This window comes from Pseudomonas sp. SDO5532_S415 (assembly GCF_054071155.1).
In genome coordinates, this window is record NZ_JBSVWS010000280.1 from 1 (window position 1) to 4528 (window position 4528).

The 4528-nt window shown below is 62.3% G+C and carries 5 protein-coding genes; 2 read left to right on the forward strand and 3 right to left on the reverse strand.

Translation table 11 applies throughout. The annotated features are described in order from the left end of the window. The first annotated feature begins 72 nt into the window (after positions 1–72). Positions 73–792 carry a 16S rRNA (uracil(1498)-N(3))-methyltransferase gene (locus ACW9HW_RS29035; protein ID WP_095195999.1) on the forward strand — a complete coding sequence of 240 codons (720 nt, stop codon included), beginning with the start codon at positions 73–75 and terminating at the stop codon, positions 790–792. A 97-nt stretch (positions 793–889) separates the two neighbouring features. Here ACW9HW_RS29035 and ACW9HW_RS29040 read toward each other — a convergent pair whose 3' ends face one another. Genes ACW9HW_RS29040 through ACW9HW_RS29050 form a run of 3 tightly spaced genes read right to left on the reverse strand, consistent with a single transcriptional unit; the run spans position 890 to position 3440 of the window. After that, entirely contained in the window at positions 890–1792 is a 903-nt protein-coding gene (locus tag ACW9HW_RS29040) for a transporter substrate-binding domain-containing protein (protein WP_095196000.1), read from the reverse strand. Between the two features lie 30 nt (positions 1793–1822). Beyond that, the gene (locus ACW9HW_RS29045; protein ID WP_095196001.1) at positions 1823–2173 is read right to left on the reverse strand and encodes a RidA family protein; all 351 of its coding nucleotides are present in this window, start codon (positions 2171–2173) and stop codon (positions 1823–1825) included. A 25-nt stretch (positions 2174–2198) separates the two neighbouring features. Then, positions 2199–3440 carry a D-amino acid dehydrogenase gene (locus ACW9HW_RS29050; protein WP_457402758.1) on the reverse strand — a complete coding sequence of 414 codons (1242 nt, stop codon included), beginning with the start codon at positions 3438–3440 and terminating at the stop codon, positions 2199–2201. A gap of 109 nt (positions 3441–3549) precedes the next feature. Here ACW9HW_RS29050 and ACW9HW_RS29055 point away from each other — a divergent pair, with 109 nt between their 5' ends. Continuing rightward, positions 3550–4467 (forward strand): LysR family transcriptional regulator, encoded by a 918-nt coding sequence (locus ACW9HW_RS29055; protein ID WP_457402759.1) that lies wholly within the window; start codon positions 3550–3552, stop codon positions 4465–4467. The last annotated feature ends 61 nt before the right edge of the window (positions 4468–4528 follow it).

Consider the following 4528-nt stretch of genomic DNA (forward strand, 5'->3'; position numbering starts at 1 on the left):
CGGTCAACTGTGGGAGCGAGCCTGCTCGCGAAAGCGTCGCCATGACCTATACATGAATTACAGAGACCCAACATGAGATTGTCCCGCTTCTTCATCGACGCCCCCCTGAGCACCGGCGAGCACGAACTGCCCGAAGCCCAGGCCCATTACATCGGCCGCGTACTGCGCATGGCCGAGGGCGATGCGTTGCAACTGTTCGACGGTTCCGGCCATGAATTTCGCGGCACGCTGGTGGAAGTCGGCAAAAAACGCGTGGTCGTGCAGATCGACGAGCAGTTCACTGGCCAGGTGGAATCCCCGCTGCAGATTCATCTCGGCCAGGGCCTGTCCCGTGGCGAGCGCATGGACTGGGCGATTCAGAAAGCCACCGAATTGGGCGTCAGCGAAATCACCCCGATTTTCAGCGAGCGCTGCGAAGTCCGGCTCAAGGACGAACGCGCCGATAAACGCCTGCTGCACTGGCGCCAGGTGGCGATCAGTGCGTGCGAGCAGTGCGGGCGTTCCAGGGTGCCGGTGATTCATCCACCGATGGTATTGGCCGACTGGTTGAAACAGACCGAAGCGCAGCTGAAGCTGGTGCTGCACCCGGTGGCCGAACCATTGGTCAGTCATGCCAAGCCTTCGACCCTGGCGTTCCTGATTGGTCCGGAAGGTGGTTTATCGGATACGGAAGTGGATCAGGCCAAGGGGGCTGGTTTTCATGCTGCACGCCTTGGTCCGCGCGTGTTGCGGACTGAGACCGCGCCGGTGGTGGCGTTATCTGTGGCCCAGCAGCTTTGGGGTGATTTCTAGGGCCTCTTCACGAGCAAGCCCGCTCCCACAGTGAAACGCATTCCAATGTGGGAGCGAGCCTGCTCGCGAATGGCCGCGACACGGTCTAAAGGCTGACTTACTGCACCGGATCACTCACCGGCTTGGCGATGATCGCCTTGAGTTCGCTGGTCATCGGAAATTCCAGGTTCAAGCCTTTCGGTGGAATCGGCTGTTCGAACCAGCGCTGATAGATACCGTTGATCTCGCCCGAGCTATACAGATCACCCAACACCCCATTAACCAGCGCCAGGAATTGCGGGTCGTCCTTGCGCACCATGCAACTGTAGATTTCCCGCGACTGCTCCTCCCCGACCACCACCCACTTATGCGGATCGTGGGCCTTGGCGCGCTCGCCGTAGAGCAGTGCATCATCCATGTAGAACGCCGCCGCGCGGCCCGATTGCAGCATCTGGAACGCTTCGCCGTGATCTTTGGCGCTGATCACGAACATATCGATTTTGTTGTCGACGTTGTAGCTTTTCAGAAAACGCTCGTTGGTGGTGCCGGCGGTGGTGACCACGTTCTTGCCGCGCAGGTCGGCGAAGCGCTTGATGCCGCTATCCCTGGCCGTCAGCAGCTGGCCTTTGACGTAGATGAAGCCATAGGAAAACGCCACTTGCTTCTGGCGCTCGGCGGTCACGCCGGTGGAGCCGCACTCCAGGTCCACGGTGCCGTTCTGCACCAGTGGAATGCGGGTTTGCGAGGTCACCAGGTTGTACTTCACCTTGAGATCCGGCAGTGCCAGTTGTTGCTGGATGCGCTCGACAATCTTGCCCGCCAGATCCACTGAATAGCCCATCGGCTTGCCGGTGTGATCGCCCACATAAGAGAACGGCACCGACGCATCGCGATAGCCCAGGGTGATGCTGTTGGCGCTGGCGATCTTGCTCAATGTGCCGGTCAGTGGCGCTTCACTGGCCTGGACCTGACTACCGAGCAACAGCCCGAGGGTGCAGCCGAGCAACGTGATTTTTTGCATTGTTATTCTCCGTTGTGGGTGTTGGGTATTTCAGAGGCGTGCGGCGATGACGGTGATTTCCACGAGTACCTGCGCACGAGCCAGTTCGGCTTGCACCGTAGTGCGGCTCGGGGCCTGCCCCGGCGATAGCCAGGCCGACCAGACTTCGTTCATCGCGGCAAAATCCTCGGTGATGTTTTTCAGGTAAATGGTCGCGCTGAGCAGGTGATCCTTATCGCTGCCGGCTTCGGCCAGCAAGGCATCGATTTTCGCCAGCACTTCGCGGGTCTGGCCGCCGGCATCCACGGCATCGCCCGGCACCTGGCCGGAGAGAAACACCAGGTCGCCAAAGGTCACGGCGCCAGACAGGCGAGGGTTGCTGTGCAGTCGGGTAATGGTCATTGCAGTGTCCTCTTCAAAATGGAATTCAAGCGGCCCGGTGATTGAAGCCGTGCAGGTCGATGGAAGGTTGACGCTGGCCGATCAGCTCGCTGAGCAACCGACCGCTGCCACAGGCAAGGGTAAATCCGAGCGCGCCATGACCGAGGTTGAGCCACAGGTTGCGATAAGCCGTGGCACCGAGCAACGGCACACCACTGGGCGTCGCCGGACGCATGCCGGCCCACTCCACCGCCGACTCGTAGTTGCCGGCATTGGGGAAGGTGTCGCGCGCCTGGCGCTTGATCAGGGCCAGGCGTTCGGGATCGACAGCGGGGTCGAAACCGACGATATCGACCATCGCCGCCACCCGCCATTGCTCGCCGATACGGGCATAGACGATCTTGCGGTCGTAGTCAGTGATGCTTACCTCCGGCGCCCGGTGGCCGGCGCCGATGGGCACGGTCAGGCTGTAACCCTTCAGCGGATAAAGCGGCAGGCGCAGGCCCGGCAGCGCCAGCAGTGGACTGCGGTGGCCGGCGGCGATGACCAGTTGGTCAACGGCCATTACTTCCTCGCCCAGTTCGATGGCATTGACGCTGCCGTTGGCATGGCGAATCCCGGTCACCGCCTGGCCCAGGCGGAATTCGCAACGACCGGATGCTGTCAGCCGCGCCGCCAGTTGCTGGCAAAAACCGTGGCAATCGCCGACCTCTTCGTCCGGGGTGTAAATCGCGCCGACAAAGGGGGCATCGACCAGCGCTGGTTCAAGCGCTGCACACTCGATCGCCGACAACACCTGCTGCTGTTGCGGATCGGCCAGTTTTTTGCGCGCATGCTCGAAGCTGCCGGCGGTACGAAAGGTCACCAGTTTGCCGTTGCGCCGCCATTGGAAACCGGCCAGCCCATCGTCCTCGCGCCAGCTTTTCAATGTGCTCTGGCTCAACAGCGCCAGACGCAACAGGTGCCCAGCGTTTTCTCGGTTGACCGAGCTTCGGCAGGCAGCAAGGAATGACGCCATCCAGCGCCACTGCACCGGGTCCAGGCGCGGGCGCAGCTTCAAGGGCGAATCACCGCGCAGCATCCAGCCAATGGCTTGCAGCGGCACACCGGCATCGGCCAGCGGCGCAACATAGCGATAGGAGAGCTGGCCGCCATTGGCAAAACTGGTTTCGCTGCCCAGCGAGTCCCGGGCCTCGACCACCGTCACCTCGAAGCCGTCGCGCACCAGCGCATAGGCCGTTGCCAGACCAATCACGCCGCCGCCGATGATGCACACACGCTGAGCCATGTCCGTCCTTAAAACCGTTGTGAAGACGAAGCCGAGGTTAGAGCCGGATGACAGGAGGCGGACAATGAATAAAGATACCTGACCCATAAACAAAGGTTATGGACTTGCCATGCGTCTTCGCCACATCGAGATTTTCCAGGCTATCCGCCAGACCGGTTCCATCAGCGCGGCCGCGCAATTGCTGCACGTCTCGCAACCGGCGGTGACCAAGGTGCTGCAGCATGCCGAGCAGCAGTTGGGTTTCCCGTTGTTCTTGCGGGTACGCGGCAAGCTGCAGGCGACGCCGGAAGCATTGGAACTGGAGCGCGAAGTCGACAAGGTCAGCGAAAGCCTGCAAGGCGTGCGACGTCTGGCCCAGAGCCTGCGCCGCCAGCCGGGCCACAGCCTGCGCATCGGCGCTACTCCGGCGCTGGCCCTGTCATTGCTGCCGCCGGCCATTCACGAATGGACCGGGCGCTACCCGGACATCGCCTGCGAACTGTCCAGCGCCCATAGCCGCGAACTGGTGCAGAACCTGCTGATGCGCGAAGTGGATGTCGCCCTGACCTTGCAGCGGCCGGATCATCCTGGATTGAAGGCTCAGGCCCTGGCGTCGGGAGTGCTGGTGGCGTTGGCACCGAAGGGTTATTGGCCGGACGAGGACGTCGGCCAACCGCTGCCATTGATGGCCCTGGCCGGTGCGCCCTTGATTGGCCTGTCCAGCGCCGACCCGTTGGCCGCCCGGCTCGACAGCTACCTCGAAGCGGTCGAACCGCCGCCCCGGGTGCGCATCGCCGTGCAGACCTATTCACTGGCCCGGGCGATGGTGGAATCCGGTGCCGGACTGGCGGTGATCGACCCGTTCACGGCACTCGGTGCATCACCTGCCGCGACGACGATTCGCCCCTTGGCGCCGCCGCTGCCCATCACCCTGTACGCAGTGACCCGCGCCGCCGAACCACCGCCTCACACCTTGAACGACTTGTTGCAGATCTTCAGTCGCCGGGCCCAGGCACAACTGGATCGCCTTATCCCGACACCCTCTTGAATCCAATAAATACCCCCTGTGGGAGCGAGCCTGCTCGCGAAGGCGGTGGATCAGCCAACGA